Annotated in this window: 28 protein-coding genes; 13 read left to right on the top strand and 15 right to left on the bottom strand. The window is 64.6% G+C overall.

What is annotated here, in order from left to right; genetic code table 11:
* The 4 genes from V3H18_RS13530 to V3H18_RS13515 all read left to right on the top strand — a co-directional run.
* Positions 1-296 (top strand): DUF4175 family protein (locus tag V3H18_RS13530; protein ID WP_332082601.1); only part of this gene is annotated, 296 nt, incomplete at its 5' end.
* A 64-nt stretch (positions 297-360) separates the two neighbouring features.
* Positions 361-561, top strand: coding sequence for a twin transmembrane helix small protein (locus tag V3H18_RS13525; RefSeq protein WP_332082600.1), 201 nt, complete (start codon positions 361-363; stop codon positions 559-561).
* The gene (locus V3H18_RS13520) at positions 562-1,146 is read left to right on the top strand and encodes a cob(I)yrinic acid a,c-diamide adenosyltransferase (RefSeq protein WP_332082599.1); all 585 of its coding nucleotides are present in this window, start codon (positions 562-564) and stop codon (positions 1,144-1,146) included.
* Between the two features lie 57 nt (positions 1,147-1,203).
* Positions 1,204-2,025 (top strand): AbiJ-NTD4 domain-containing protein, encoded by an 822-nt coding sequence (locus V3H18_RS13515; protein WP_332082598.1) that lies wholly within the window; start codon positions 1,204-1,206, stop codon positions 2,023-2,025.
* An 18-nt stretch (positions 2,026-2,043) separates the two neighbouring features.
* On the opposite strand, the gene V3H18_RS13510 is transcribed toward V3H18_RS13515, so the two are convergent.
* From V3H18_RS13510 to V3H18_RS13475, 8 genes are all read right to left on the bottom strand, one after another.
* A complete protein-coding gene (locus V3H18_RS13510) occupies positions 2,044-2,520 on the bottom strand; it encodes a TlpA family protein disulfide reductase (RefSeq protein WP_332082597.1) in 477 nt (158 codons plus the stop codon).
* Positions 2,521-2,546: 26 nt separating this feature from the next.
* Positions 2,547-3,824 (bottom strand): sialidase family protein, encoded by a 1,278-nt coding sequence (locus V3H18_RS13505; RefSeq protein ID WP_332082596.1) that lies wholly within the window; start codon positions 3,822-3,824, stop codon positions 2,547-2,549.
* A gap of 66 nt (positions 3,825-3,890) precedes the next feature.
* Complete coding sequence (locus V3H18_RS13500) at positions 3,891-4,355, bottom strand: hypothetical protein (RefSeq protein ID WP_332082595.1); 465 nt, start codon at positions 4,353-4,355, stop codon at positions 3,891-3,893.
* An 84-nt stretch (positions 4,356-4,439) separates the two neighbouring features.
* Complete coding sequence (locus V3H18_RS13495; RefSeq protein ID WP_332082594.1) at positions 4,440-4,889, bottom strand: energy transducer TonB family protein; 450 nt, start codon at positions 4,887-4,889, stop codon at positions 4,440-4,442.
* Positions 4,890-4,962: 73 nt separating this feature from the next.
* Entirely contained in the window at positions 4,963-5,685 is a 723-nt protein-coding gene (locus tag V3H18_RS13490; RefSeq protein ID WP_332082593.1) for an energy transducer TonB, read from the bottom strand.
* Positions 5,682-6,188 carry an ExbD/TolR family protein gene (locus V3H18_RS13485; protein ID WP_332082592.1) on the bottom strand — a complete coding sequence of 169 codons (507 nt, stop codon included), beginning with the start codon at positions 6,186-6,188 and terminating at the stop codon, positions 5,682-5,684. Before V3H18_RS13485 ends, V3H18_RS13490 begins: the two co-directional genes overlap by 4 nt.
* Positions 6,188-6,832 (bottom strand): MotA/TolQ/ExbB proton channel family protein, encoded by a 645-nt coding sequence (locus V3H18_RS13480; protein ID WP_332082591.1) that lies wholly within the window; start codon positions 6,830-6,832, stop codon positions 6,188-6,190. Before V3H18_RS13480 ends, V3H18_RS13485 begins: the two co-directional genes overlap by 1 nt.
* A gap of 164 nt (positions 6,833-6,996) precedes the next feature.
* On the bottom strand, positions 6,997-7,401 hold the full coding sequence (locus tag V3H18_RS13475; protein WP_332082590.1) for a hypothetical protein: 405 nt from the start codon (positions 7,399-7,401) through the stop codon (positions 6,997-6,999).
* A gap of 133 nt (positions 7,402-7,534) precedes the next feature.
* Between V3H18_RS13475 and V3H18_RS13470 the strand changes: the two genes are divergently transcribed.
* Both V3H18_RS13470 and V3H18_RS13465 read left to right on the top strand, forming a co-directional pair.
* Positions 7,535-7,894 (top strand): DUF2946 family protein, encoded by a 360-nt coding sequence (locus V3H18_RS13470; RefSeq protein ID WP_332082589.1) that lies wholly within the window; start codon positions 7,535-7,537, stop codon positions 7,892-7,894.
* An 82-nt stretch (positions 7,895-7,976) separates the two neighbouring features.
* Complete coding sequence (locus tag V3H18_RS13465) at positions 7,977-10,607, top strand: TonB-dependent receptor (protein WP_332082588.1); 2,631 nt, start codon at positions 7,977-7,979, stop codon at positions 10,605-10,607.
* A gap of 80 nt (positions 10,608-10,687) precedes the next feature.
* Here the strand turns inward: V3H18_RS13465 and V3H18_RS13460 are convergent, their stop codons facing one another.
* The 6 genes from V3H18_RS13460 to groES all read right to left on the bottom strand — a co-directional run bounded on the left by V3H18_RS13460 (position 10,688) and on the right by groES (position 16,086).
* Entirely contained in the window at positions 10,688-12,085 is a 1,398-nt protein-coding gene (locus V3H18_RS13460) for an NAD(P)(+) transhydrogenase (Re/Si-specific) subunit beta (protein ID WP_332082587.1), read from the bottom strand.
* A gap of 4 nt (positions 12,086-12,089) precedes the next feature.
* Positions 12,090-12,539 (bottom strand): proton-translocating transhydrogenase family protein, encoded by a 450-nt coding sequence (locus tag V3H18_RS13455; protein ID WP_332082586.1) that lies wholly within the window; start codon positions 12,537-12,539, stop codon positions 12,090-12,092.
* Between the two features lie 46 nt (positions 12,540-12,585).
* Positions 12,586-13,713: a Re/Si-specific NAD(P)(+) transhydrogenase subunit alpha gene (locus tag V3H18_RS13450; RefSeq protein WP_332082585.1), complete on the bottom strand. Its 1,128-nt coding sequence runs from the start codon at positions 13,711-13,713 to the stop codon at positions 12,586-12,588.
* A 74-nt stretch (positions 13,714-13,787) separates the two neighbouring features.
* Positions 13,788-13,928, bottom strand: coding sequence for an aa3-type cytochrome c oxidase subunit IV (locus V3H18_RS13445; protein WP_332082584.1), 141 nt, complete (start codon positions 13,926-13,928; stop codon positions 13,788-13,790).
* 190 nt (positions 13,929-14,118) lie between these two features.
* A complete protein-coding gene (groL, locus tag V3H18_RS13440) occupies positions 14,119-15,753 on the bottom strand; it encodes a chaperonin GroEL (RefSeq protein ID WP_332082583.1) in 1,635 nt (544 codons plus the stop codon).
* A 45-nt stretch (positions 15,754-15,798) separates the two neighbouring features.
* Entirely contained in the window at positions 15,799-16,086 is a 288-nt protein-coding gene (gene groES, locus V3H18_RS13435; RefSeq protein WP_332082582.1) for a co-chaperone GroES, read from the bottom strand.
* Between the two features lie 286 nt (positions 16,087-16,372).
* Between groES and V3H18_RS13430 the strand changes: the two genes are divergently transcribed.
* From V3H18_RS13430 to V3H18_RS13405, 6 genes are all read left to right on the top strand, one after another.
* On the top strand, positions 16,373-18,148 hold the full coding sequence (locus V3H18_RS13430) for an outer membrane protein (RefSeq protein ID WP_332082581.1): 1,776 nt from the start codon (positions 16,373-16,375) through the stop codon (positions 18,146-18,148).
* Between the two features lie 84 nt (positions 18,149-18,232).
* Entirely contained in the window at positions 18,233-18,748 is a 516-nt protein-coding gene (gene lspA, locus V3H18_RS13425) for a signal peptidase II (RefSeq protein ID WP_332082580.1), read from the top strand.
* 110 nt (positions 18,749-18,858) lie between these two features.
* Entirely contained in the window at positions 18,859-19,566 is a 708-nt protein-coding gene (locus V3H18_RS13420; RefSeq protein ID WP_332082579.1) for a hypothetical protein, read from the top strand.
* A gap of 67 nt (positions 19,567-19,633) precedes the next feature.
* A complete protein-coding gene (locus V3H18_RS13415) occupies positions 19,634-20,965 on the top strand; it encodes a M16 family metallopeptidase (protein WP_332082578.1) in 1,332 nt (443 codons plus the stop codon).
* Positions 20,966-21,073: 108 nt separating this feature from the next.
* A complete protein-coding gene (locus tag V3H18_RS13410; RefSeq protein WP_332082577.1) occupies positions 21,074-22,357 on the top strand; it encodes a M16 family metallopeptidase in 1,284 nt (427 codons plus the stop codon).
* A 67-nt stretch (positions 22,358-22,424) separates the two neighbouring features.
* Entirely contained in the window at positions 22,425-24,473 is a 2,049-nt protein-coding gene (locus V3H18_RS13405; protein WP_332082576.1) for a M3 family metallopeptidase, read from the top strand.
* A 131-nt stretch (positions 24,474-24,604) separates the two neighbouring features.
* Here the strand turns inward: V3H18_RS13405 and fabI are convergent, their stop codons facing one another.
* Positions 24,605-25,465, bottom strand: a complete 861-nt coding sequence (fabI, locus tag V3H18_RS13400) for an enoyl-ACP reductase FabI (protein ID WP_332082575.1) — start codon at positions 25,463-25,465, stop codon at positions 24,605-24,607.
* Positions 25,466-25,741: 276 nt separating this feature from the next.
* Here fabI and V3H18_RS13395 point away from each other — a divergent pair.
* A partial coding sequence (locus V3H18_RS13395; protein WP_332082574.1) for an RNA polymerase subunit sigma-70 occupies positions 25,742-26,097 on the top strand: 356 nt, incomplete at its 3' end.

Raw genomic sequence — 26,097 nt, 5'->3', positions numbered from 1 at the left:
GCAAGGGGGCGGACAAGCTCGCCCAGCAGATGCGCGGCCAGGGCGACGAGGCCGCCGACGACGAAAGCGGCAATCCCGGCCAACGCCCGCGCGGCCGCAAGGGCAGGGGCCGCGATCCTCTCGGCCGCGCCACCGGCGACGGCGACCGTCCCGACGCCTTCAGCAAATATGATCCGCTCGGCCTGCCGCCCGCCCAGCGCGCCCATCGCGTGCAGGAGGAATTGCGCCGCCGCCTCGGCCAGCCGGAGCGGCCGCAGGAGGAGCTCGACTATCTGCAACGGCTCCTGCGGCGATAAACGTCTTGCGGCGCGCCGCGCGCTTCTCTACAGCCCAAGACTCATCAAAGCGGAGGCGCGCTGAATGGCGAGTTGGTCGAATGTGCTGGTAGCCGTCGCCGTGGCCGTCGTGGCGCTCGTCGTCCTGGCGGGCTTCGTCAATATGTTTCGCGGCGGCCAGGGCGCGCCGGCGCGCGCGCAGCGGCTCATGCGCTGGCGCGTCGGCCTGCAGCTGATCGCGCTCATCATCGTTCTCGGCGTGCTCTATGCGCGAGGTCGCTGGTAGATGGTGAAACTCGACAAAATCTATACGCGCGGCGGCGACAAGGGCGCGACCTCGCTCGCCGACGGCGCGCGCCGGCCCAAGGACGACATTCGCGTCGAGGCCTATGGCGCGATCGACGAGACCAACGCCGCGATCGGCGTCGCGCGTCTCGCGATCGACGCGCGCGACGCGGCGCTCGACGCCATGCTGGAGCGCATCCAGAACGATCTTTTCGATCTTGGCGCGGAGCTGGCGACGCCGCTCGCGCCCGGAACGCAGGTCGATCCGGCGACGCGGCTCGTCGTGACGCAGGCGCAGGTGGAGCGGCTGGAAAAAGAGATCGATGCGCTCAACGCCGATCTTTCGCCGCTGCGCTCTTTCGTCTTGCCGGGCGGAACGCCGGCGGCCGCTTATCTCCATCTTGCGCGCACGATCAGCCGGCGCGCCGAGCGCGTGATGGTGACGCTCGCCGCGACGGAAGGCGAGCATTTGGAGCCGACCGCGCTCGCCTACGTCAATCGCCTGTCGGATTTTCTCTTCGTCGCCTCGCGCTACGTCAATCGCGAGAAAGGCGACGTGCTCTGGAAGCCCGGCGCGACGAGATAAGAGCGAACAGCATTCTGAGGATAATTGGCAACTAATATCACAAACGGAAACAGGAAAATGGCTTCGTTTTCTGAACGTATAGGGGTTCGCCAACCGAAAGCCATTCAAAGCCATGACATGGATCAAGAGCTTCGGAACTCATTGTGGAATGTTTGTCGTTTGTATTTCTTCACACATCTTCATCTTTTTGACCCACTTAAAACGTCCTCTCTGTATCCAATCGCTCTTAGTATATATGAGAATTTTTACAAATTGCCAGTCGACGAACTTCCTTATGAGATAGGAGATTTTATCTCAAGACAGTTAAATTTTTTCAAAAAAGGAGATTGGTTTCGAGTATATGAAGCTATCGAATTTCTTTCACTTTATGTAGAAGTAGATAAGGAAAAATTCCATAAGGACATAAATTATATTCTTGAAAGAGAAATATCGGCTTACCGGCTTATTTCGGGAACTTTTGTACCGGTAACGAATGTTCAGGAAATTGCCCAATTAGAACAGGCAATGTCGCAGACGGATCGCTTTTCTCCAGTGGCGACTCACATCCGGTCAGCACTTGAGTTATTGGGAAAAAAGCCGCAGCCTGATTATCGAAATAGCATCAAGGAGTCGATTTCTGCTGTTGAGTCCGCTGCAAAAATCATAACAGGTCTCGAGAGAGCGACGCTCGATGAAGCGCTGAAGAAAATTTCTGAAACTCATCCGATTCATGGAGCCTTCAAGGAAGGCGTCCGCAAACTTTATGGCTACACAAGCGACGAAGGCGGAATCCGCCATGCACTGATCGACGAAACGAACATCGACGATGCGGATGCGCGCTTCATGCTGGTGAGCTGCAGCGCGTTCGCAAATTATCTGATCGCTCGGTGCAAGAGTTGAAGCCGGATAAGCGATAATTTATTTGGCGCCGCGTTTTTCGAGCCATTGCGCGATTAAGGGATCGTCCACCGCGCCCGTCACCGTCACCAGGCCGCCGTCCGGCGCGATGAGCGCGGTGAAGGGCATTTCGCCGCGCCAGCTTTTATCCGCTTCGAAATAGAGCTTCTCGACGAAATCGTCGGAAAAGCCGTAATGCGTCGCGCCGGCGAGTCCCGCCTTTTCGAGGCGCGCCTGCGCGCGCGCGCGATCCTCCTCGCTATCCGTATTGACGAAGACGACGTCGATTCCCTTTTTCTCGGCGACGATCTTCGCCCATTGCGGCAGTTCGGCGAGGCAGGGCGGGCAGGTCACGGACCAGAAATGCACGATGAGCGGCCTGCCGGCATGCGCCTTCGTGAGCGCCGCGAAGGCGCCGCGCGCGTAAGGCTTGAAGTCGAGCGCATAAGCATTGCTCGCCGCAAGCGCGATGGCGAAGATGAGAGCGGCAAGGCGCATCGGGCGAAATCCAACTGACAGTCGCGTCACCGCAGCGCGGCGGCGCTCTTTTCGTCGCGCGGCAGCGGCGACAGCCGATAACCTTCCTGATTCGTGAGCCAGGAAAGATAAGCCGCGCCCTTATGCGCGATGAGTTCGGGATGGTCGGAGGCGTCCGCCGTCTGCGCGATGACGCGCGGCGCGCTCCAGCTCTTGCCGCTGTCGCGCGACATCTGCATCGCGATCGTCGTCGTCGTTCCGTCGAACTCCTTCCAGACGCGATAGAGCCGGCCCTTCGCCGCAAGCACGGCGGGGTGGCTCGGCGCGCGTTCGTCGTCGCCGATTTTTTCCGGCTCCGAGAAGCTTTTGCCGCCATCGAGGCTGCGCGCGTAGAAGAGCCCCTGCCGCTTCTTGCCCTTGGTGAACCAGACGATATGCCAGCCGCCGCTCGCGTCGATGGCGAGCGAAGGCCCGTGATGCGGGCAAGAGTTGATCGCCCAATCGTCGTCGGAGACGCGCGTCGTCGCGATGCGCGCGCCGTCGGCGGAAAGCTTCGCGACCATATGGTCGCGCACGCCGTCGTCGAGTATCTGGCGCCAGGCGAAGACCGCCGTTCCGTCCTTGTCGAGCGCCGCCGCAGTGCGACAGCATTCGCAGGCGTGATCGAGAAGGATCGACTTGCCCTTGAAACTCGCGCCGCCGTCGTCCGACCAGCCGAAGGCGACGCCGCTGCCGGCGAATTCCTTGCCTTCCGCCTTTGCTTTCAACGCATGGGTCTTGTCGAGCCAGGCGGCGTAGATGCGGCCCTTGCGGTTGACGACGAAACTCTCGAAACGCTGCCCGCCTTCGTTGAGCAGCGGCTGCGGCGCGGAAAACCTTTTGCCGCCGTCGGTCGAGCGCGCCGTAAAGATCGTGCCGATCATCTGCTTGTCCGGCCGCGTCGTATAGCTCGCGAGCAGCGTTCCGTCGTCGAGCGCGACGATCTTGGGCCGCGCGTCGCCATGGGCGTCGACGACGCCCTCGGCGACCGTGGCGATGGTCGTCGGCGCGGAGAAGCTTTTGCCATTATCGGCCGAGGACGCGACATAGACATTCTTGCCGACGGAGAAAGCGACCCAAAGCAGCCCGTTCTTGTCGAAGGCGGGGACGGCGGTCGCCGCGCAAGCGACTTTCGCCTCGGCGCAGGCGGGCGCCGGATGCTGATGGCCCATCGCGGCGTGCGTCGCCGACGCGCCCCTGTCGGCGTCGGCCGGCGGCGCGGCTTGTTGCGCATTGGCGGCGCCGGCGAAGGAGGCCGCCAGCAGGGCGAGGGCGATACGCTTCATCCTTCTCTCCTCTTCTCGTCGGCGCCCCGGCGAAGCGCCGCCGCGTTAGCTCGCTTCGCAAGCGCTCTAGTGAAATCTGAAACTCTGCACGCCGTCATAAGAGCCGCCCGGCGGCGGCGGCGCGCGCAGGCCGGAGACGATCGAACGCGCCAACTGGCCGTGACGCGGCGTCGTCGCCGAAAGCACGCTGACGCTGTCGGCCGCGCCCGAGGGGCCGAGGCGAAAACGCACGACGGCCGAGCCCTCGCCCAGATTGGTGTTTCCCGGCGATCGCGCGCGGATGATCTGGCCGAGTTTGCGCAGATAGGCGGCGCGATCGGCCCGCTCCTTCGCCGTCGGCTTTTCGGCGCGCTTCGCGTCGGCTTTTTCGGCGGGCTTCGCTTCCGTCTTCTCAGCGGGCTTCGCCTCGGTTTTTTCTTCATGCGCCGCGTCGGGCTTGTCGTCGCGCGCCAGCGCCGGCGCGCCGACGCAAAGCGCGCCGGCGATCGCTAGCGCGCCGAGACTCGAGGCCAGTCGAAAAATGTGCCGCATCTTTCCCTCCTTAAAGCGCTTCGCTTTGCGCTCGTCATGCGCCGCGTAACGCTGGCCGAATGGCCCGGCCAGTCGCGAACCGGTTCATCTTCCGGAGTCGGCGCGAAACTTGAACGTTTGCCCTATATCCATCGAGCCGCCCGGCGGCGGCGGCGCTTCGACGCTCGACAGGATTTTCTTCACCGCCTCGGCTAAAGCCGGGCTCGTCGTCTTGTCGATCGTCACCTTGTCGATTTTGCCTTGCGCATTGACATGGAAGCTCGCCGTCACTTCGCCGTCGCCCGCCGGGCTCGCGGGCGGCGTGCGCTTGGCGATCGCGCTGTAGAGCGCGCTCAAGAATTTGCTTTCGGACAGGGCGGCGGCGGGCGTCGCCGCAGCTGGCTTTGGCGCAGGCGCCGGAGCCGTTGCGGGGGCCATCGCCGCCGGCGTCGTTTGCTGAACCGGCTTCGCGGTTTGGGCGAGAGCGTGCTGAGAAAAAGAGGCGGCGTGCGCGGCCGAGGCCGCCAGAAGCGCGAGGAAGAAGCGCGCGAACATCTTCAGGCCTCCAACTGGAAGAGGGGCGAGCGGCTTTTTAGCTGCGGCGGACGAGCGTCCGCCGCAGCTCGCGTCAATGGAAGGAGAAAGGCTGGCTCACAAAGGCCGCGCCGCATATGCCCGGTCCGCGCGAGGAGGCCACGATGCGCCGCGCCAGCGCCGCATGCGCCGGGCTCGATCCAGAAGCGGAAACATTGGAGATGCCGCCCCCCGGATTGATGTGGAAGGTCACATGCGCATGGCCGGAGCCAAGACTCGTCGCCCCCGGCGTGTGGCGGCGCAAGGCCGCCGCGACATGCGCGAGGCAGGTCGCCTGCGAGGCGCCCGAACCCTGCGCATGGCCCTCCGGCGCGCCAAGGCGGCGGCGCTGCTGCGCCTCCTGCCGTTGCTGGGCGCGCTGGATTTCGCGTTGCTCCTCGTGCTTCTTCTCGACCTTTTCGACGTCTTCCTTCTGGACCGGCAGCGGCACGGCGTCCGGCGACATCACGACTGGCGGCGGCACCGCGAATTCCGGCTCCTCCACCGTCTCGGGCGGCGGCGTATCGTCGGCTTCGGCGACTTCCTCCTGCTCGAAGAAATCGCCTTCGGGCACGAGATCCATGCTGATCGAATCGAGCGAGATCGCCTTCGGAGCCGGCGCGTACATCAATATGGCGAAGACGGCGACATGCGCCGCGATGATCGCGACGATGGCGACGGGACGCAGCCATGTCGGGTTGACCGGCGGCGGACCAGCCGCGGGAGGCTGCGCCTCTTCGCGCGCCATCTGCTGGGGGCTGAGGGCGAGATCGGTCATTTCGCCGTCCCCGTAGCCGCTGGAGCGGGAGCCGGCGCGGCGCGGCCCGCGGCCGCTTTCGTCGCGGGCCCGGTCTTGCTGCGCGAATGCGTCATGATCGCGATATGGGTGATGCCGTTCTTCGCGAGCATGTCCATTATCGCGACGACCTCGCCATAGACCGCCTCCGTATCGCCGCGCACATGCACGACGCGGGTGTGGTCGTCGCCCATCGTCGCGTGAATGCCGTCGATCAGCGCCTCCTGGGAGATTTCGTCGGCGCCGAGGGCGAGCTTGCCCTCCTTGCCGACGGTGATGACGATCGGATCCTTATGATTGAGGGGCTGGGCGGCGGTCGCCTGCGGCAGATTGACCTTCACGCCCTTGGCGAGCAGCGGCGCCGTGACCATGAAGATGATGAGCAGCACCAGCATGACGTCGACGAGCGGCGTCACATTGATGTCGGCGAGCGGCTGATAGAGCCCTTCGGTCGCGCTCTGGCGTTGGCGGGAGGGAATAGCCATCACGCAGCCTCCCGGTCGCGACGCGCGCGGAGCTGATGGCCGCTCGTGAGGACGAGCGCCTCATCTTCGATGTAATGCGCGACCTGCTGTCCGACGCGGGAGAAAGCGGCGCCGATGCGGTTGTAGCCGATCGAGGCGGGGATCGCCGCCGCGAGGCCGTAGGCCGTCGCCGCCAGCGCTTCGGCGATGCCGGGCGCGACGACCGCAAGGCTCGTGTCCTGCGACTGCGCGATGCCGGCGAAGCTCGTCATGATGCCCCAGACCGTTCCGAAGAGGCCGATGAAGGGCGCGACCGAGGAGATTACCGCGAGATTGGGCAGACCGCCTTCGGCCTGGGTGAGAAATTCGCGCGCCGCGCGGCTCATATGATCGGCGATGCGCGCGCGCTTGTCGCCGATCGTCTCGTCGGGCAGATCAAGCGCATAGGCTTCGCGGCCGGCTTCCGCGACGGGCTGGAGCACGCCCACGTCGCCGCCGCTACGCGCCGAGCGCGCCGATTTGGCGATGCGGGTGATCGCGACCACCCCTTCGACGATCAGGACCCAGGTCCAGACCGAGGCGATGAGCAGAATCGCCATCACCGCTTTGCCGACAGGGCCGGCGTTGATGAACATCGCGAGGGGAGAAAGCGTATTGTATTCCATCTGGCTTACTCATTCTTTTCGGGATTCGCCCGCGCCGATCTCGACGGCGAAGCGCCCTTTTGCTTTTTTTACGCGGTCCTCTATGCGCTCCCGGAGCGCGGCCAGGGGCCGCCGCTCTTCTTGCGCCGCATAGCGGCTCGCCGCTTAAGCGAAAAATCGTGAGTTCAGATGGCTGGAGGCGCGCGCGCGCCATTGGCCGGGCTCGCGGCGAGACCGTCGGGCTGGCGCGCCGCCCCCGATGGATAACGCACCGTCGCCGGCGGCGCCGCGCCGGGCCGGGTCATCGCGACAAAGCGCGTCGGCAGCACGGCGGTTCCCGCGTGAGCGGCGAGACAACAGTCCGGACATTTGTGTCGGAGCGAGCCGTTCCGCGCCGGCTCCTGATCCGTCGCCGCGCCGGCGTGATGCGCCGCGTGATCGCAGGCGATCGCCGTCTTGCCGAAGTCGTTCTGGAGCGCATGCGCCGGCCGGGCGGCGCCTGTCACGAGAAGACCGAAAATCAGCGCGCAAATCGCGGCGACCGAGATCGCCGCACGATGCTCCCGGCACATGGCGCGCAACTGTGACATAAATGTCTCTTAGTTGATTTTTTAGTCTTTGACAACGCGCAACGGCTTGGAACAAGACTATTTTGGTGGGATTTATTGCAGCCGCCGCCGTAACGCTAAATCGCGCCGGACAGGCTCAAAGGTTCGATAGCGGATGCGGTTCCTCGCCACCCTCTTCGTTTTGCTCGCGCTTGTCGCGCAATGCGCCGCGTCCGGCGCCGCGATGGCGCATGAGCCCGGCGACGCGCCCGCCTCGATCGTCAACTGCAAAATGCATGCGGCGCATGCCGACGACGCGAACGACCGGGCTCCAGCCCATGGCGCGGTTCACGATCATTCCCATTGCGTGCTCTGCCAAATCGGCGACTGGACGACCGCGCCAGCGGCCGAGGCCTTTCTCGCGGAGCTCCGGACCGAAGCCGAACGCCTTGCGCCGCAACGGTCGTCTCCGACGACGCATGTTTTCAGATTCAATTTCGCCGCGCCGACGCGCGGCCCGCCCGCCTTCGCCTGATCGCTCGAAATCTTGAAGGGCCGCCGCCAACAGCGGCCGCGATCATACGCGCCCCTCGACGGGCGCCAGGGAAGGAAACCTCATGTCTCGTCAACGTCTCATGCGCGGCGTTTCCGCCGGCGCGCTTGCTTTCTTCGCCTTATCGGAGTTTGGCCTTGTCCCCGCCGCGGCGCAGCAAGCGCTGCCTACGATCGACGTCGGCGGCGCGCGCCGCCCCGTCCAGCGCGCCACCGCGCGCGTAGCGGGCCCGGCGACAACCACTAATGCGACGCCGGCGCCGGCTTCTGCTGCGCCGTCAATCTGGGCGGCGACGCTTCCCGACGGCAAGCCCGCTTTCGTCGAGAAGTGGCAATTGCCGAATACGGTCGCGAGCATCACCCGAAAGCAGATCGAGCGCCAGATTAACATCGTCGACACGGAAGATTCGGTCAAATACATGCCGAGCCTTTTCGTGCGCAAACGAAACAATGGCGACACCCAGGCTGTGCTGCAGACAAGGACCTGGGGCATCAATTCCTCGGCGCGCAGTCTCGTCTACGCCGACGATCTGCTTCTGACCGCGCTCATCGGCAACGACAATACGATCGGCGCGCCGCGCTGGGGCCTTGTCGCGCCCGAAGAAATCGAGCGCGTCGACTTTCTCTATGGCCCCTATGCGGCGCAATATCCGGGCAACTCCATGGGCGGCGTGCTGAAGATCACGACGCGCATGCCAGAGCAGCTGGAGGTGTCCGCAAAGGATACGCTCGCGGTTCAGGACTTCTCGCTCTATGGAACGTCGAAAGGATTGGTGAATAATGTCACCAGTTTCTTTGTCGGCGACAAGATCAACAACTTTTCCTATACGATTTCCGGCAACTGGCAGCGCGGTTCGCAGCAGCCGCTGACCTATGTCACGGCTCCCTCGGGAACTTTCCCGACGTCGGCAGCCGTCCTCTATGGTTATCCAGGCGGCTATTTCGCGACGACTAAATTCGGAGTTCCGGCGACGGTGCTCGGCTCCGCCGGCAATCTCGCGAATGATCAAGTCAACGCGAAATTGAAGCTCGCCTACGACTTCACGCCGACCGTCCGCGGAACTTACACGCTTGGCTTCTGGTCGAATGACGGCACCTCAACTCCCGAGAATTACCTCTATTCCGGCTACGGTCCGGTCTACGGCCCCATCTTCAACAGCGCCAATAATCGCTGGGGTCTGCAGACGTCGACCCTCCAGAGCTTCGGCGCCGCTTACTACCGCGTTCAGGAGAAGATGTTGGTGAACGCGGGCGCGGTGAAGAGCAACACTGGCGGTTTGTTCGATTGGGAGATATCGGCCTCGAACTTCTCTTATCTGCAATCGGACCAGGTCGCGCCCTATAGCGCGGCGCCGGTCGGTTACACGGCGACCGGCAAGAACACCGTCTATACCGGAACCTATTGGTCGCTCTTCGACGCCAAGGGCATCCTTCGCCCTGACGGCGTTCTGACGGGCCATGACATCAGCTTCGGTCTGCATGGGGACCAGTTCCACCTCAATAATCCGACCTGGCTCACGACCAACTGGGCGTCTGGAACCGCATCCGCCTATGGAGTCGTCTCCTCAATCGGCAACGGCACGACGCGCACGCAGGCGCTCTGGGCGCAAGACGCCTGGAGGATCAACGATCTCTATAAACTCACGGTCGGCGTGCGCGGAGAGCATTGGCAGGCTTCGGACGGTTACAACCAGCAGCTCGGCAGCATCAGCGTGAACGGCTTCGGCTCCACGGCTTCGCTGGCGAATATGCTGCCGATCTACCAGCCGAACCTTTACTCGACCCGGGTCTCGCCCAAGGGCTCTTTCCAATGGACGCCCGACGACAAATGGACGGTGACGGCGTCCGTCGGCATGGCCAACCGTTTCCCAACCGCGCGAGAGCTTTACAACCTGACCTCGGTCACAGGCTCCGCCCCCGCCGCGAATCCAAACCCGAATTTGCGTCCCGAAGTCGCGCTCACCAAGGAACTGTCCTTCGAGCGCAAGATCGGCGGCAATGGAACGGCGCGCGCGTCGCTCTTCGACGAAGAGGTGCGCGACGCGATCATCTCCCAGAGCCTTTACGTGACCTCAGGCCCGCTCAGCACGTTGACCACGGGCAACGTCAACGTCTCCCGCATTCGCAACACCGGCGTCGAACTTGCGGCGAGCAGGGACGACGTCTTGGTCAAAGGGCTCGAACTGTTGGGGAGCGTGACCTACGTCAACTCGCGCATCATCTCCGATCCGACTTGGTCGCCTGCTGGCGGCAACAATCTCGACAATGGAATCTGGTCCGTCTCCGGAAAGAACGTCCCTTACGTGCCAAAGTGGCGTTGGACGGGCGTCGCAACTTACCGCCCGGACGATCACTGGTCGTTCACGCTTGCGGCGCGTTGGCAGGACCGCATGTGGTCGACGCTCTCCAACAATGACAGAGCGCACGGCGTATACGGGGCCTTCGATCGCTTTTTCGTGGTGGACACCAAGATTCATTACAAGTGGAACGAGCGCTGGGCGTTCGACTTCGGCATCGACAATATCGGCAACTACAAATACTTCCTGTTCCACCCCTTTCCGCAGCGCACCTTTTTCTTCGCGGCGAAATACGATTACGGCGCGAACAAGCATCCCGAGCGCGGAATTTTCTATTTAGACAACGAGGGCGGGCTGCCGCAGAATTTGTTCCAGCCGGTGGCGCTCAATTGGGACTGAGACGCCCCAGCGCGTAAAAAACTAAGGGCCTCGAAGCATGCGCTTCGAGGCCCTTAGTTTATTGCTCGACGTTGGTCGCGTTAATGCGCCAGCGCCTTGACGATGGACTCGACGGTTTTTTTGGCGTCGCCAAAGAGCATCATCGTATTGGGCCGGAAGAACAGCTCATTCTCGACGCCGGCGTAGCCCGAGCCCATGCCGCGCTTCAGGAACAGAACCGTCTTCGCCTTTTCGACGTCGAGGATCGGCATGCCGTAAATCGCCGAGGTCTTGTCGGTCTTGGCGGCGGGGTTCGTCACGTCATTCGCGCCGATGACGAAGGCGACGTCCGCCTGGCTGAACTCCGAATTAATGTCTTCGAGTTCGAAGACTTCGTCGTAAGGCACATTCGCTTCGGCGAGCAGCACGTTCATATGGCCCGGCATGCGTCCCGCCACGGGATGAATGGCGTATTTGACCTCGACGCCTTCCGCCTTGAGCAGATCCGCCATTTCGCGCAGCGCGTGCTGCGCCTGCGCCACCGCCATGCCGTAGCCCGGCACGATGATGATCTTTCCGGCGTTCTGCATGATATAGGCGGCGTCCTCGGCGGAGCCCTGCTTGACGTTGCGCGTCTCCTTGCCGCTCGCCGGTCCCGCCACCTCGCCGCCGAAGCCGCCGAGAATGACGGAGATGAAGCTGCGGTTCATCCCCTTGCACATGATGTAGGAGAGAATCGCGCCCGACGAGCCGACGAGCGCGCCGGTGATGATGAGCGCGAGATTGCCGAGCGTGAAGCCGATGCCCGCCGCCGCCCAGCCCGAATAGGAGTTGAGCATGGAGACGACGACCGGCATGTCGGCGCCGCCGATCGGTATGATGAGCGTGACGCCGAGCGTGAGCGAGACGAGGATCAAGAGGAAGAGCCAGACGCCGCTCTCGGTCGCGACGAACAGAATGATGAGCGCGAGCAGCGCGACGCCGAGCGAGATGTTGATCGTATGGCGTTCGGGCAAGAGGATCGGCTTGCCGGACATCCGCTCCGAGAGTTTGAGGAAGGCGATGATCGAGCCGGTGAAGGTGATCGCGCCGATCGCGGCGCCGAGCGACATTTCGAAAAGGCTGCCGCCTTCGATCTTGCCCGGCGCGCCGATTCCGAAAGCCTGCGGCGCGAAGAAGGCGCTCGCGGCGACCAGCACGGCGGCGAGGCCGACGAGCGAGTGGAAGAAGGCCACGAGCTCCGGCATTTTCGTCATCGGAATGCGTTGCGCGACATAAGCGCCCACCGCGCCGCCGGCGCCCGCGCCGATGAGAATGAGAACGAGGCCGAAGAAGGGCGGCAGATGCAGAAGCAGCGTCGTCGCCACGGCGATCGCCATGCCGATCATGCCGTAGCGGTTGCCCTGCCGGGAGGTCGCCGGCGACGAGAGGCCGCGCAGCGCCAGAATGAACAGGACGCCGGCGCCGAGATAGAGAAGGGCTGCGAGATTGGCGCTCATGGCGTCAGCCCTTCTTCTTGTACATGGCGAGCATGCGTTCGGTGACGAGGAAGCCGCCGAATATGTTCACGCAGGCGAGCGTCAGAGCGATGAAGCCGAACCAGCGCGCCCATCCCGAGCCGCTCTCGGCGGCGTTCGTCGCCTCGACGCCGACCGAAAGCAGCGCGCCGACGACGATGACGGAGGAGATGGCGTTGGTCACCGACATCAGCGGCGTGTGCAGGGCGGGCGTCACCGACCAGACGACGTAATAGCCGACGAAGACCGCGAGCGCGAAGATCGCGAGGCGGAAGACGAGCGGATCGATCGCGCCGCCGCCAAGGCCGTGCGACGAAATGGCGGCCGCGGTCTGCGCGAGCTGATCGGAATATTGCTGCGCCTGATCGGCGAGATGGCGGGCGGCCTCCGCCGCGGCCCGCGCCTTCTCGAGCAATTGCTGCGTTGAATCGGTCATCGCTTAGCGCCCTTCTCGTTGGTGCGTCCCGTCAGCGCGGGGCCAGTCACTGAAAGCGCGAATCGATGACGACGCCGTCGCGCGTGAGCGCCGTCGCCTTCACCAATTCGTCGTCCCAATTGATCGCGAGCTGCTTCGTGTCCTTCGAGATGAGCGTCTCGACGAAGGCGAGCAGATTCTTGGCGTAGAGGCTCGACGCCGTCGGCGCCATGCGGCCGGGAAGATTGAGCGCGCCGACGATCTTCACGTCGTCGACCACGACCGTCTCGCCGGGGCTCGTCAATTCGCAATTGCCGCCGCGTTCGGCGGCGAGGTCGATGATGACGGAGCCCGGCCGCATCGAACGCACCATGGCGGAGGAGACGAGCTTTGGCGCGGGCTTGCCCGGGATCAGCGCCGTGGTGATGACGACGTCCTGCTTGGCGATGTGGGAGGCGACGAGTTCGGCCTGCGCCTTCTGATATTCGGGCGACATTTCCTTGGCGTAGCCGCCGGCCGTCTGCGCCTGCTGGAATTCCTCATTCTCGACGGCAAGAAATTTCGCGCCGAGCGACTCGACCTGCTCCTTCGTCGCCGGGCGCACGTCGGTCGCGGTGACGATGGCGCCGAGGCGGCGCGCCGTGGCGATCGCCTGCAATCCGGCGACGCCGACGCCCATGATGAAGACCTTCGCCGCCGGCACGGTGCCCGCAGCGGTCATCATCATCGGAAAGGAGCGGCCATATTCGGCCGCCGCCTCGATCACGGCGCGATAGCCGGCGAGATTGGCCTGCGACGACAGAACGTCCATGGATTGCGCGCGGGTGATGCGCGGCATGAACTCCATGGCGAAAAGAATCGCGCCATGCTTGGCGAGTTCGCCAAGCGTGCCGCCGGCGCCGTATGGGTCGGCGATGGCGATGACGGCGAGATTCTGCTTGGCGCCGGGCAATTCGGCCGGCGACGGGCGGCGCACGCGCAGCGCGACGTCGGCGCCGGCGAGCGCGGCTGCGGCGTCGCGCGCGATGGTCGCGCCCGCCGCTTCATATTGGTCGTCGGAAATCGTCGAGGCGGCGCCGGCGCCCGCCTGCACGGCGACTTCGGCCCCGAGCGAAATGAACTTCTTGACGGTTTCGGGTGTCGCCGCGACGCGCGGCTCGGCTTTATCCGTTTCGGCCAATACGGCGATGCGCATGACGTGCTCCGGTTATCAAGGAAACCGTCGCCGTCAGGAGCCCCCGACGGCGTTGGACGTGGGGGGCTTTGGCCTTAGCGCGCTAGGAAGAGGAAGAGTCCGAGCAGGACGACGGCCGTGGACGCCGCCGTGATCTTCAACAACAAAAGAAAGCTATGATATGTCCTGACGTGCTCGGCCCAGTCGCTGTCCGACGTCGTTGGCGTGCTCGCCATCGCGCCCCTCCCATCATTCTTGTTTGACGCGCGCGAGACCCCGCGCGCGAAGCTCATGCTAAACGAGCGGCGCCAGGACCGCAACGCCTCAAAACAGCGTCAAAATCACGCGTCGCATATGCGTTTTACGCGGCGCGCAAAAAAAAGCCCCGGGGTCGCCGGGGCTTTTCATATCGTTGGCGTATGAAGCTTAGAAGTCCATGCCGCCCATGCCGCCGCCGCCCGGCATCGGGGGCGCTTCCTTCTTCGGCAGTTCGGTGATCGTCGCCTCGGTGGTGATGATGAGGCCGGCGATGGAGGCGGCGTCCTGCAGCGCGGTGCGCACGACCTTGGTCGGGTCGATGATGCCGAGCTTCACGAGGTCGCCATATTCCCCCTTCTGGGCGTCGAAGCCGAAGCCGTAATCGGAGGCTTCGAGCAGCTTGCCCACGACCACCGCGCCGTCGCCGCCGGCGTTGTCGACGATCTGGCGCGCCGGGGCCTGGATCGCCTTGCGCACGATGTCGACGCCGGTCTGCTGATCGGAATTGCCGACCTTGACGGCGTCGAGCGCCTTGATCGCGCGCAGCAGCGCGACGCCGCCGCCGGGCGAAACGCCTTCCTCGACGGCCGCGCGGGTCGCGTTGAGGGCGTCGTCGACGCGGTCCTTCTTCTCCTTCACCTCGACTTCGGTCGCGCCGCCGACGCGGATCACCGCGACGCCGCCCGCGAGCTTAGCGAGACGCTCCTGCAGCTTCTCGCGGTCGTAGTCGGAGGTCGTCTCCTCGATCTGGCTCTTGATCTGGGCGATGCGGCCTTCGATGTCCTTCTTCTCGCCGGCGCCGTCGATGACCGTCGTATTCTCCTTCTCGATGCGCACGCGCTTGGCGCGGCCGAGCTGGGTAAGCGCGACGTTTTCGAGCTTGATGCCGAGGTCCTCGGAGACGACCTGGCCGCCGGTGAGAATGGCGATGTCTTCGAGCATGGCCTTACGGCGATCGCCGAAGCCCGGCGCCTTGACGGCGGCGATCTTCAGGCCGCCGCGCAGCTTGTTGACGACGAGCGTCGCGAGCGCCTCGCCCTCGACGTCCTCGGCGACGATGAGCAGCGGCTTGCCGGTCTGCACCACCGCTTCGAGGATCGGCAGCAGCGGCTGGAGCGAGCCGAGCTTCTTCTCATGGATGAGAATGTAGGGATCGTCGAGTTCGGCGATCATCTTCTCGGCGTTGGTGATGAAATAGGGCGAGAGATAGCCGCGGTCGAACTGCATGCCCTCGACGATGTCGGTCTCGGTCTCGAGGCTCTTCGCCTCTTCGACGGTGATGACGCCTTCATTGCCGACTTTCTGCATCGCCTTGGCGATTTCCTCGCCGATGAAGCGGTCGCCATTGGCCGAAATCGTGCCGACCTGGGCGATCTCGTCGTTCGAGGTGACCTTCTTGGAGTGCGCCTTGAGGTCGGCGACGATGGCTTCGACGGCGAGGTCGACGCCGCGCTTCAGATCCATCGGGTTGAGGCCGGCGGCGACGGCCTTGGCGCCCTCGCGGGCGATCGAGGCGGCGAGCACGGTCGCGGTCGTCGTGCCGTCGCCGGCGAGATCGTTCTGCTTGCTGGCGACTTCACGGACGAGCTGGGCGCCGAGATTCTCGAACTTATCGGAAAGCTCGATCTCCTTGGCGACGGTGACGCCGTCCTTGGTGATGCGCGGCGCGCCGAAGCTCTTCTCGATCACGACGTTGCGGCCCTTGGGGCCGAGCGTGACCTTCACGGCGTTGTTGAGGATTTCGACGCCGCGCATGATGCGGTCGCGCGCGTCGGTGGAGAAACGAACGTCTTTGGCAGCCATTTATTGAACTCCTGGAGAGAGACGAAAGCAAACGGGCCGGTCGAGTTAGTCGACGATTCCCAGAATGTCGCTTTCCTTCATGATGAGCAGGTCGTCGCCGTCGATCTTGACCTCGGTGCCCGACCATTTGCCGAAGAGCACGCGGTCGCCGGCTTTGACGTCGAGCGGAACGAGCTTGCCGCTTTCGTCGCGCGCGCCGGGACCCACGGAAATCACTTTGCCTTCCTGCGGCTTCTCCTTGGCGGTGTCGGGAATGATGATGCCGCCTTTAGTCTTTTCCTCGCCTTCGAGTCGCTTGACCACGACACGGTCGTGGAGGGGACGGAACGCCATTGTGAAGTCTTCCTTTTCTGCGCCTGGGGCGACGATGGCGCCGCCCGTCGGCAAAGGGATATGCGAATGCCTGTTGGCGCTCGCTCTCAGTGAGTGCCAACAGGCTCTCCTGAGATATGGGCGAGAGCGCAAGCTGTCAAGTTGGGGACAGTTGGATAATTTTCGGCGCTGTGGCCTCGCCGCTACAGCGCCCCTCCGACAATTGGCCTTATCCATAAGTCGGCGTCGTATCGGCAGTATTTGGGTCTGAAGTCGGCCCCCGTGAGCGAAAAATCCGGGAAGAGAAATGCGCAAATTCTTGCTCGTCTGCTCCCTGGCGGCGTCATTCAGCCCTCTCGCCGTCTGCGCGGCCGATTTGCCGGCCTACAAGGCGCCGCCGCCTCCGCTCGCGGCGTCGCCCTGGCAATTCGCATTTGGGACCCGCTACTGGTTCAGTTCGGGCAATCATAAATATGATTTTTACAACGCGGACATCCCCGATCTATTGATTTCGCGCCTCACTTTTGGCGACCTGACGGGACATTCGGCCGAGACCTTCTTTCGCGTCGACCACGAGAGCGGCGTCTTCCTGAAAGGTTTTCTCGGCGGCGGGACGCTCGCGAGCGGCAAGCTCAATGACGAGGACACTGTCGCCGCGATGTATGGCGTCTACAGCAACACGGTCCATGTGCAGAGCGGCGGCTCGCTCAAATATGTCACCGTCGATCTCGGCTATAATGTCATAGAGACCAGATTGCCGACCGGCCAGCCGGTCAGGATCGGCCCCTTCGTCGGCTATAATAATTTCCATGAGCGGATGAATTCATTCGGCTGCGCGCAGGTGCTGTTGAATGCAAACGTTTGCGCTACGGCTCCGCCGAACGCGGTTTCTTATCCGACGAGTCTGGACGGGCTCGATTTCGACGCTTCATGGAATTCGCTCCGGGTCGGCGTCGGCGGCGACGTCGAACTTTTGCCGGGTCTGCGGGCGTCGCTCGAAGCGGCCTGGATTCATAGCTGGCTATGGAACACCGACTATCACAATTTTCGCCCCGAAATCCGAGGCGTGCAGCAGTCGGGCAAGGGCGACGGTTTTCAAGTCGAAGGCCTCCTTGCCTATGATCTGACGCCGCGTTTCAACGTCGGCGTCGGCGGGCGCTATTGGCAATTCAGCGCGCCGGGCAAGGACTATGGCGAGAGCCGAGTCGGCCGGCCCGCCACGCCGATCTACTCATTTTCGCAACGCTATGGCTTTTACTTGCAGGCGGGCTACCGCTTTGGCGGGTCTGACGATCCGACCGGCGCCGGCGATTTTGGCCCGCTCTTCGGCAAAGCCGAGGCGGAGCCGCATGAGTGGGGCGGCGTCTATCTCGGCGGCCATGTCGGCTATGGTTTCGCCGCCGCGAAAGACACGACCCTCGGCGCGCGTTCGCCGGAAGCGGCGATCCTCCAGACGGACGCCAGGGCGCCTTTCTCGCAGCGCTCCGACATCGCGGGGTTCGTCGGCGGCGGGCAGATCGGCTATAATTGGCGCTTGCATCCGCTTCTCGTCGCGGGTCTCGAGACCGATTTCGCCTACGCCAATATCGGCGGCTCGTTCGGCGCTTCCGCCGACTTCGCCGACCGTCGGAATTCCGCCGCCAGCACCAAGCGGCTCCTCGAATGGCTCGGGACCGTGCGCGGGCGCTTCGGCGTTCTGCCGCGCGACGACATGATGCTCTACGCCACGGGCGGCTTCGCCTATGGCCAGGTCTCGGCGCGTGGGGCGCTTGGCGAGGGCAACAGGTTCTGCGCGCTGAATTTTTACTGCTCGGCGGGCGCCTATTCAGGCCTCGCGACGGGCTGGACGGCCGGCGCGGGCTTCGAATACGCCGTCGCCCGCAATTGGAGCCTCAAGGTCGAGTGGCTTTATGTGGACCTCGGCCGGCAGAATTACGCGATCAACGCCTATGGCGGCTCAGTTCTGGACGGGTTTCCCGCGAATTTCGCCGCCTCGAGCGCCAGCGCGACTCATCTTGTCCGCACCGGCCTCAATTATCGGATCGACTGGCCCGAGGCGGCGGGGCCGACAATCGCCTATTGAGCGCCTGACCCAAGTGGGGTTGGCGCGCGCCTTCTTTTGGCCGCGATCCGCCCCATCTTCGCGGCCTTCATGGAGACTCCAAGCTTGTTCGACCGCCTTCCCCCGCGCGCTTTCGGCCTCGCCGCCGCGTTCGGCGCCCTTGCGCTCGATCAGGCGCATAAATTCTGGATGCTGCATGTTTTCGACATGGCGGGGCGCGCGCCGATCCGGCTCGCGCCCTTCCTCGACGTCGTGCTGTCGTGGAATTACGGCGTCTCCTATTCGCTGTTTCCCGCGCATGAGGGCTGGGCGCGCGCGGGGCTCCTCGTCGCGCAGGGCGCCATCGTCGCCGGACTTGCGGCCTGGATGCTGAAATCGGAAAGCCGGCTCACGGCGACGGCGCTCGGCCTCATCATCGGCGGCGCGCTCGGCAACGCCGCCGACAGGCTGACGCGCGGCGCCGTCGCGGATTTCTTCTATCTGCACACATCCCTGCCGGTGGGCCCCCTCGCCAATTACGTGTTCAACGTCGCCGACGTGGCGATCACGGCCGGGGTCGTTCTTTTGGTGATCGAAGGCTTTTTCTCGCCGGGCGAGCGGCCTCGGGAAGGAAACGGCTAGAACGCGCCTGGGGCTTTTCTTCCCCGTCGCCGGCGCGCCGCCACTAAATCGCCAACAAGTCGCGCGCATCTATGCGCCTTGCTATCACGGCGGAAAGGGGAGTTCGATCGATGAAACTCGCACAGTCGCAGCGTCGCGCGCTCTGCGCTTTCGCCGGATTGGCGGCGATTCAGGCGGCTCCGGCGCTCGCCGCGGACGACAAATCGACCATGACCTCGGTGATGGAGCTCGTCGGCGTCTCCTCGGACGAGGGCGTCGGCAAGATCGACTATAGCGAGCGCCCCAAGCTCGTGCTGCCGCCAAGCCAGGGCGTCCTTCCGGCGCCGCGCGAGCGGTCGGAACGGCCGGGCGGCTGGCCGAACGAACTCGTCTCGGAGCGGCGCCGCAACGCGGACCGCTATGCCCGCGTGCCCAATGCGCCGACGGAGGAAAAGAAGAGCCTGCTCGAACGCGTCCGCGGCCCGCGGCCCGCCGCGGCGCCCGGCACGGACGACGAACCGGGCCTGTTGCAGCGCATGCTTTCCGCCCGCAAGGGCACGAATGAATCGGCGGTCGAGGAGCCGAACCGCCGGCTGCTCACCGAGCCGCCGCCGGGCTATCGCCGTCCGACGCAGGATTTGAGCAAGATTCGCGAGTCCAACGCCTCCAGCAAAAGCTGGTGGAATCCCATGTCCTGGGTCGGCGGCGCGGGCAGCGACAGTGATCCCGTGGCGCAGACGGCGACCCCGAACAGCCCCGTCGCCAAGCCGGAAGGCCAGGGGGGCGGGCTTTCGAGCCTGCTTCCGAGGTTCATCCTGAAAGACTCTGACAAGGACTGATTTTCGGCCTATATTGGGAATAAATGACTTCCCCAGCGCGGCTCCCCGCCGCCCGAAAGGCCGTTTCATGTCTTTGCAGCCGAAAGCTTCCGCCGCCGTTTCCTTAACGCCCGGCGCGAGCGCGGCGCCCTCTCACGCCGGCGCCAATATCGCGAGCTTCAAGCTCGACAATGGGATGCAGGTCGTCGTCATCCCCGACGCGCGCACGCCCGTCGTCACCCATATGGTCTGGTATAAAAACGGCGCGGCCGACGATCCGCTCGGCCAGTCCGGCATCGCCCATTTCCTCGAACATCTGATGTTCAAGGGCACGAAGCATCATCCGCAGGGCGAATTCTCCAATCTCGTCGCCGAACTCGGCGGGCAGGAGAACGCCTTCACGAGCTACGACTATACGGCCTATTTCCAGCGCGTCGGCAAGGAGCATCTGAAGACGCTCATGGAGTTCGAGGCCGACCGCATGCGCAATCTCCTGCTCACCGACGAGGTGGTCGGCCCCGAGCGCGACGTGGTGCTGGAGGAGCGCCGCATGCGCACCGACAGCGACCCTTCGGCCCAGCTCGACGAAGCCGTGCAGGCGTCGCTGTTCGCGCGCCATCCCTATGGAACGCCGATCATCGGCTGGAGCCATGAGATCGAGGGGCTCGATCGCGAACATGCGCTCGCTTATTACAACCGCTTCTACACGCCCGAGAACGCCATTCTCATCGTCGCCGGCGACGTGGAGCCGGGCGAGGTCGAGCAAATCGCCCGCGAGACCTATGGCGCGATTGAATCGCGCGCCGAGCCGCCGCGCCGGGCCCGCCCCCAGGAGCCGCCGCATCGCGCCCATCGCCTCGTGACGCTGCGCGACGAAAAGGTCGAGCAGCCCGCGCATGAGCAGGTCTATCTCGTCCCCTCCTACACCACCGCCGCGCCCGGCGAGGCCGAGGCGCTGGAGACGCTCGCCTATATGCTTGGCGGCGGCGCGACGAGCGCGCTCTATGAGACGCTCGTGGTCGAGGAGAAGGTCGCGGTCGGCGCCGGCGCCTATTACATGGGTTCGGCGGTGGACGATACGCGCTTCTGGGTCTACGCCACGCCGGCGCCCGACGTTTCGCTGGAAGAACTCGACGCCGCGATCGAGCGCGTGCTGACGCGCTTCGCCGAAGAGCCGATCGACGCGGACCATCTTCAACGCGCCAAGACGCGCCTCATCGCCGACGCCATTTACGCCCAGGACAGCCAGGCCTCGCTCGCGCGCTGGTATGGCGAGTCGCTCGCGACGGGCCTCACCATCGCGGATGTCGTCGCCTGGCCCGAGCGCATGGAGAAGGTGACGGCGCAGGACGTGACCGAGGCCGCGCGCAAATGGCTCGACAAGCGCCGGGCGGTCACGGGCTATCTGCTACCCGCCTGAGACGGCGAACGACGTCAGGCGGCTGGGCGAGGCCTGATCCGCCGCCAAAGACCGACTTTGCCGAGACCAACCGCCAGGACCGACCGCTAATTGTCGTTAGGAATTGATATGACCGCTCATGCGCCCGCCGTCGCCATCGCCTCCCGCGCCGAACATGTGCAGCGGATCACGACGCCCGGCGGGCTAGAGGCCTGGCTTGTCGAAAGCTACGCCGTGCCGCTCGTCGCGCTCGAATTCGCGATCCGCGGCGGCGCGGCGCAGGACCCGCAGGACAAGCCCGGCCTCGCGACGCTCCTCGCCGGGACGATCGACGAAGGCGCCGGCCCCTATGACGCGCGCGGCTTCCATCGCGCCATCGACGATCTCGCGATTCATCTCGGCTTCGGCGCCGATCGCGACGCGATCTCGGGCCATATGCAGACGCTCTCGCGCAATGTCGACGAGGCCTTCGGGCTCCTGAAGCTCGCGCTCAACGACGCGCGGCTCGACAAGCATGACGTGGCGCGCGTGCGCAGCCAGCTCGCCGCCGAATTGAAGCGCGACGTCAACGACCCGGACGCGGTCGCCTCGAAGGCGTTTCGCGAAGCGGCCTTTCCGAACCACCCTTACGGGCGCCCCGTGCGCGGCGATCTTGCGACGATCGAGACCTTGACGCGCGAAGACCTCATCGCGCTGCGCGAGCGGCTTTTCGCGCGGCGCGACCTCAAGATCGGCGTCGTCGGCGCGATCGACGCGCAGAAGCTTTCCGATCTCCTCGACGCGACCTTCGGCGGCCTCGCCCTGCAGAACGATCTCGCGCCGGTGGCGCCGATCACGCTCGCCCATGTCGGCGAGCGCCGGATCGTCGATCTCGACGTGCCGCAATCGACGATCCGCTTCGGGCGTCCGGGGATTACGAAGCGCGATCCCGACTATTACGCCGCCGTCGTCGCCAATCATATTCTCGGCGCCGGAACCTTCACCTCGCGGCTCTTTACGGAGGTGCGCGAGAAGCGCGGCATGGCCTATTCCGTCTATTCGCATCTCAACGAATATGACGAATGCGCCATGCTGATCGGCGCCGCCGCGACGAAGAACGAGCGCGCGGGCGAAGCGATCGGCGTGATCGCCGAGGAATTCAAGCAATTCGCGGAGAAGGGCCCGACCGAGGAGGAGCTCGACAAGGCCAAGAAGTTCCTGATCGGCTCCTATGCGCTGCGTTTCGACACGTCGACGAAGGTCGCGAGCCAGCTCGTCAATCTGCAGCTCGACGGGTTCGAGCCGAGCTTCCTCGACGAGCGGAACGGCAAGATCGCGGCGGTGATGCTCGACGACTGCCGGCGCGCGGCCAAGCGGCTCTTGGGCGACGGCGACCTCTTGGTGACGGTGGTGGGGAAGCCGGCGGGGGTGTGAGGGGGCGGTGACACCGGCGCTGCTGGTCGGCATCTTGCTAAGAGAGGCATCTTGCTAAGAGACTGTCATGGATAACCCTCTCCTTACGACCTGGAGCGGCCCTTTCCGCTTGCCGCCTTTCAACGCAATCCGGCCCGCGCATTTCAGAGAGGCGTTCGAAACGGCCTTCGCCGCGCACAAGGCCGAGATCGACGCCATCGCCAGCGACCTGTCGCTGCCGACCTTCGACAATGCCATCGGCGCGCTGGAGCGCAGCGGGCGCCTTCTGACCGATGTCGGCGCGGTCTTCTGGAATCTTGCCGCCGCCGACTCCAGTCCCGAATTGCAGGAGATCGAGCGCGATATCGCCGGCGCCTTTTCGCGTCACTCCAGCGACATCTCCATGAATTCCGCGCTGTTTCGCCGGATCGAGGCGCTTTACGAGACCCGCGGGACGATCGAACTGACGCCGGAGCGGCGCCGCGTTCTCGAGCTGACCCACAAGAACTTCGTGCGCGCCGGCGCGAAGCTTGCGGACGCGGACAAGGCCCGCCTCAAGACAATTCTCGAACGCCTCGCGACGCTGTCGACGCAGTTCGCGCAAAATGTACTGGCCGATGAATCGTCATGGCTGCTGCTGCTCGACGAAAGCGATCTCGACGGCCTCTCGCTCGACTTTCGCGCCGCCGCTGCGCGCATTGCGGCGGAGCGCGGATCGCCCGGCAAATATGGCGTGACGCTGTCACGCTCCAGCGCCGAAGTCTTTCTGCAAAGCTCGACGCGGCGCGATCTGCGCGAGACGGTGTTTCGCGCCTGGGCGAGCCGCGGCGAGAATCCGGGCGCGACCGACAACCGCCCGCTCATCCGTGAAATCCTGCACTTGCGCGAAGAGCGCGCGACGCTGCTCGGCTTTGATAGTTTCGCGGCTTTCAAACTCGACGACACTATGGCGAAGACTCCGGCCGCCGTGCGCGACTTGATCAATCGCATCTGGGCGCCGGCGCTGACGCGCGCCGCCGAGGAGCGCGCACAGATCCAGGCGATGGTCGAAGAAGAGGGCGCCAATTTCACCGTCGCGGCGCATGACTGGCGCTATTACGCCGAGCGCGTGCGCGCGAAGCGCTACGATCTCGATCAGGCGGCGCTGCGTCCGTACTTCCAGCTCGACAACATGATCGCCGCGGCGTTCGATGTCGCGCAAAAACTCTTCGGCCTCCGCTTCGTCGAGCAGAAGGGCTTGCCGCTCTACCATCCGGATGTGCGCGCCTTCGATGTGCTGGACGGCGACGGCGAGCATGTCGCGCTGTTCCTCGCCGATTATTTCGCGCGGCCGTCGAAGCGCGGCGGCGCCTGGATGTCGGACTTCCGTTCCCAGCACAAGCTCTGGGGCGAGGTGCGGCCCGTCATCGTCAATGTGATGAATTTCACCAAAGGCGCCGACGGCGCGCCGACGCTGCTCAGCCTCGATGACGCCCGCACGCTGTTTCACGAATTCGGCCATGCGCTGCACGGCATGCTCTCGGACGTGACTTATCCTTCGGTCGCGGGCACCAATGTCGCGCGCGATTTCGTCGAACTGCCCTCGCAGCTATACGAGCACTGGCTGCTGGAGCCGGCGGTGCTGAAGGAATTCGCGCTGCACGCCGAGACCGGCGCGCCCATTCCCGATGAACTCGTCGCGCGCATAACGGCGGCGCGGCACTTCAACCAGGGCTTCGCGACGGTCGAATTCTGCGCCTCCGCCCATGTCGATCTCGACCTTCACGCGCAAAGCGTCGCGCCGGATTTCGACGTGGGCGCCTTCGAGACGGACAGCCTCGCGCGGATCTCCATGCCGCCGGAAATCGTCATGCGGCACCGTCTGCCGCATTTCGCGCATGTCTTTTCCGGCGACGGCTATTCGGCCGGCTATTACAGCTATCTCTGGGCCGAAACGCTCGACGCCGACGCTTTCGAAGCCTTCAAGGAGACGGGTGATCCCTTTTCGCCCGAGGTCGCGCAGCGCCTGCGCGATCACATCTATGCCGCCGGCGGACGGCAGGATGCGGCGGACGCCTATGTCGCCTTCCGCGGAAGAATGCCGACGGTGGAGCCGCTGCTGCGGCAACGGGGATTTGCGGAGCCGGCGGGGGCCTAGGCGAGCCGTCGGGAGACCGAAGGGCAGCAGTCGGGTGAGAGTTGTTTTCCCCACCCTCACCTTTCGAGACGCTTGCTTGGCGCGCTCCTCAGGATGAAGGGCGGAACAGCTATGGCGGGCCGTGACCGGCCTCACTTCTCCTGCGGCAGCAGCGCCAGCAAATCCGCCATTTTCGGCGCGGCGGCGGGGTTCATCATCCCCACCACATGATAGCCGGCGTCGACATGCAGGATTTCGCCCGAGACGCCGCGTGCCATGGGCGAGAGCAGATAGACCGCCGTTTCGCCCACTTCCTCGATCGTCACGACGCGGCGCAGCGGCGCGTTATATTCGTTCCAGCGCAGGATGTAGCGGAAGTCGCCGATCCCCGAGGCCGCCATGGTCTTGATCGGCCCCGCGGAAATCGCGTTGACGCGGATGTTCTTCACGCCGAGATCCGCCGCGAGATAGCGCACCGACGCCTCCAGCGCCGCCTTGGCGACGCCCATCACATTGTAATGCGGCATCCATTTTTCGGCGCCGTAATAGGTGAGCGTTAAGAGCGAGCCGCCCTCTGGCATCAGCTTTTCGGCGCGCTGCGCCAGCGCCGTGAAGGAGTAGCAGGAGATCAGCAGCGACTGGGTGAAATTTTGAGCGGAAGTGTCGACATAGCGCCCGTCGAGCTCATCCTTGTCGGAAAAGGCGAGACAGTGCACGACGAAATCGAGCCGGCCCCAGAGCTTCTCCACCTCGGCGAAAATCGCGTCGATCGTCTCCGGCTCGCCGACGTCGCAGCGGCCGATGACTTGCGCGCCGATCTCCGCCGCGAGGGGGCGCACGCGTTTTTCCAATGCCTCGATCTGATAGGTGAGCGCGAGTTCGGCGCCGGCGTCGGCGCAGGCCTTGGCGATGCCCCAGGCGATCGAACGATTATTCGCGACGCCCAAAATGAGCCCCTTTTTTCCGGCAAGCAATCCGGCGAAAGGGACGGCGGGCGCGGCTTGCTGAGTCATGCTGAATCCATTTCTTATGCGTGAAATCGCCGTCGGAGGCTCGCGCCCTTTAGCGTGGTTTTCGCCGGAAGGAAACCCATAGGGACGCCCCGGATAAACCCTTAGAGAGCTCCTAGAGCAAACCATGGGGGCGGCTTCTCGGCGCCGCGAAAAACGCCGTGCGGCCGCGGCGTTATGCGGGCGATAGCCAATTGCGCCGGATTGTCCTATCATCTCATAGGAAACGTCGCTGGCCGCGCAAACACGCAAATTAAAGCCGAGAGCAGAGCGGGCCGCATGGGCAGAAGCGCCGATATCATCGCAGGGCTGGGCGGAGCGACTCCCGCCCTGAGGCGCTATGCGCGCGCGCTTTGCGCCGGCGCCGGGCCCGCCGTCGCGGACGATCTCGTGCAAAGCGCGTTGCAGTCGGTCGGCGCGCGGATGCGCGCCAAGGAACTGAGGCCCGCCGATCTCGCCGAGGCGCGAATCGAGGCCTACGCCACGCTGGTCGCGCTCGCCCAGCGCAAGCTGGCCAACGCGCCGCGGCCGGCGCCGCGCCATCCGCCGATCGTTCACGGCCTCGCCGATCTTTCCTTCGACGACCGCGCCGTGCTGCTGCTCGTGTCGCTCGAGGGCTATGGCTATGACGCCTA

The sequence above is a fragment of the Methylocystis borbori genome (assembly GCF_036576025.1).
Lineage (GTDB): Bacteria > Pseudomonadota > Alphaproteobacteria > Rhizobiales > Beijerinckiaceae > Methylocystis > Methylocystis borbori.
This window is presented reverse-complemented; position numbering and strand designations above follow the sequence as displayed.

Coding starts and splice junctions, on each gene's coding strand:
- V3H18_RS13505 (WP_332082596.1), bottom strand. CDS start 3,824: ATGAAGCGTATCGCCCTCGCCCTGCTGGCGGCCTCCTTCGCCGGCGCC.
- V3H18_RS13465 (WP_332082588.1), top strand. CDS start 7,977: ATGTCTCGTCAACGTCTCATGCGCGGCGTTTCCGCCGGCGCGCTTGCT.
- V3H18_RS13410 (WP_332082577.1), top strand. CDS start 21,074: ATGACCGCTCATGCGCCCGCCGTCGCCATCGCCTCCCGCGCCGAACAT.
- V3H18_RS13515 (WP_332082598.1), top strand. CDS start 1,204: ATGGCTTCGTTTTCTGAACGTATAGGGGTTCGCCAACCGAAAGCCATT.
- groL (WP_332082583.1), bottom strand. CDS start 15,753: ATGGCTGCCAAAGACGTTCGTTTCTCCACCGACGCGCGCGACCGCATC.
- V3H18_RS13470 (WP_332082589.1), top strand. CDS start 7,535: ATGCGGTTCCTCGCCACCCTCTTCGTTTTGCTCGCGCTTGTCGCGCAA.
- V3H18_RS13525 (WP_332082600.1), top strand. CDS start 361: ATGGCGAGTTGGTCGAATGTGCTGGTAGCCGTCGCCGTGGCCGTCGTG.
- V3H18_RS13445 (WP_332082584.1), bottom strand. CDS start 13,928: ATGGCGAGCACGCCAACGACGTCGGACAGCGACTGGGCCGAGCACGTC.
- V3H18_RS13430 (WP_332082581.1), top strand. CDS start 16,373: ATGCGCAAATTCTTGCTCGTCTGCTCCCTGGCGGCGTCATTCAGCCCT.
- V3H18_RS13460 (WP_332082587.1), bottom strand. CDS start 12,085: ATGAGCGCCAATCTCGCAGCCCTTCTCTATCTCGGCGCCGGCGTCCTG.
- V3H18_RS13520 (WP_332082599.1), top strand. CDS start 562: ATGGTGAAACTCGACAAAATCTATACGCGCGGCGGCGACAAGGGCGCG.
- V3H18_RS13415 (WP_332082578.1), top strand. CDS start 19,634: ATGTCTTTGCAGCCGAAAGCTTCCGCCGCCGTTTCCTTAACGCCCGGC.
- V3H18_RS13490 (WP_332082593.1), bottom strand. CDS start 5,685: ATGACCGATCTCGCCCTCAGCCCCCAGCAGATGGCGCGCGAAGAGGCG.
- V3H18_RS13420 (WP_332082579.1), top strand. CDS start 18,859: ATGAAACTCGCACAGTCGCAGCGTCGCGCGCTCTGCGCTTTCGCCGGA.
- V3H18_RS13500 (WP_332082595.1), bottom strand. CDS start 4,355: ATGCGGCACATTTTTCGACTGGCCTCGAGTCTCGGCGCGCTAGCGATC.
- fabI (WP_332082575.1), bottom strand. CDS start 25,465: ATGACTCAGCAAGCCGCGCCCGCCGTCCCTTTCGCCGGATTGCTTGCC.
- V3H18_RS13495 (WP_332082594.1), bottom strand. CDS start 4,889: ATGTTCGCGCGCTTCTTCCTCGCGCTTCTGGCGGCCTCGGCCGCGCAC.
- V3H18_RS13510 (WP_332082597.1), bottom strand. CDS start 2,520: ATGCGCCTTGCCGCTCTCATCTTCGCCATCGCGCTTGCGGCGAGCAAT.
- V3H18_RS13405 (WP_332082576.1), top strand. CDS start 22,425: ATGGATAACCCTCTCCTTACGACCTGGAGCGGCCCTTTCCGCTTGCCG.
- V3H18_RS13450 (WP_332082585.1), bottom strand. CDS start 13,713: ATGCGCATCGCCGTATTGGCCGAAACGGATAAAGCCGAGCCGCGCGTC.
- groES (WP_332082582.1), bottom strand. CDS start 16,086: ATGGCGTTCCGTCCCCTCCACGACCGTGTCGTGGTCAAGCGACTCGAA.
- V3H18_RS13480 (WP_332082591.1), bottom strand. CDS start 6,832: ATGGAATACAATACGCTTTCTCCCCTCGCGATGTTCATCAACGCCGGC.
- V3H18_RS13485 (WP_332082592.1), bottom strand. CDS start 6,188: ATGGCTATTCCCTCCCGCCAACGCCAGAGCGCGACCGAAGGGCTCTAT.
- V3H18_RS13475 (WP_332082590.1), bottom strand. CDS start 7,401: ATGTCACAGTTGCGCGCCATGTGCCGGGAGCATCGTGCGGCGATCTCG.
- V3H18_RS13455 (WP_332082586.1), bottom strand. CDS start 12,539: ATGACCGATTCAACGCAGCAATTGCTCGAGAAGGCGCGGGCCGCGGCG.